Annotated in this window: 1 protein-coding gene; it reads right to left on the reverse strand. The window is 65.8% G+C overall.

Annotated features, from left to right (window positions below; genetic code table 11):
* Positions 1 to 2 precede the first annotated feature (2 nt).
* Positions 3 to 1136 (reverse strand): FG-GAP repeat domain-containing protein (locus tag BKY27_RS19590; RefSeq protein WP_146636324.1); only part of this gene is annotated, 1134 nt, incomplete at its 5' end.

Below are 1136 nucleotides of genomic sequence, written 5' to 3' on the forward strand. Positions count from 1 at the left end.
CCTCAAAACACGAACTCATCCACGAACTGGCCCTGCACGTCCCAGTCCAGCCCGGCTTGGCCGATGGTCTGCCACGCGGGGGTGCCGCCGTCCATCTCGTAGGCGCCGACCGCCCCGGTGTTCACGTTCCGCCACAGGATATCGTCGGTGCCGTCGCCGTTGTAGTCGCCCACGCCGACGATGTCCCAGTCGAGGCTCGCTTGCCCGAAGCCCTGCCACACCGGAGACCCCGACCCCATGGCATACATCCCTGCGGCGCCGCTGTTCTCATTGCGCCACAGCAGGTCATCCGTGCCGTCGCCGTCGAAATCGCCGGTTCCCACCAGCCGCCAGTCGAGCGAGACCGTGTCCACCACGCTCCATGTCGGTGTGCCGGCGCTCGACATCTCGAACTGGCCGACCTGGCCGGTCGAGGAATTGCGCCACAGGATATCGTCGATCCCGTCGCCGGTGATGTCACCCGTCGCCACGATCTGCCACGGCGCCGAGGAGGCGCCGATGGTCTGCCAGCTGGGCGTGCCGCCCGACATGGCGAACATGCCGGTGCCGCCGGTGGTGCTGTTTTGCCACAAGATGTCGTCGGTGCCGTCGCCGTTGAAATCGCCGACGCCCTGGATCTGCCATTCCGACCCGGCGGTGCCGAGCGCGTTCCAGACCGGGCTGCCAGAGCCCATGGCGGAAAAGCCGATGCCGCCGCTGGCGTCGTTGCGCCACAGGATATCATCGGTGCCGTCACCGTCGAAATCACCGCTACCGGCGATCTGCCAGGTGGTGCTTTCCGCGCCCAGAACGCTCCAATTGGGGCTGCCGTTCTGCATCTCGAACATGCCGAACTGCCCGCTCGTGCCGTTGCGCCAAAGGATGTCGCTGGTGCCGTCGCCCGTGAGGTCACTGGTGACGTCGTTGGCCTGGGCGCCGAGGATCCGGCCCTGAAGGCTCGAAGCATCGGTGATGCCGTTCAGGGTCAGCGTGTTGCCAGTGCCGAAATCGAGCACAAGGTTGCCGCTGACAACCGTGGCATTCGCGATCAACTGCGCCTCGGTTCCGGTCCAGAGTGCTGCGTCAATCCCGATGAGGTCACCGCTGAAATCGGTGATCACATCCGCGCCGCCATTGTAGATGAACGTGTCGACGCC

Source organism: Nioella nitratireducens (assembly GCF_001879715.1).
In the GTDB taxonomy this organism is placed as follows: Bacteria; Pseudomonadota; Alphaproteobacteria; order Rhodobacterales; family Rhodobacteraceae; genus Nioella; species Nioella nitratireducens.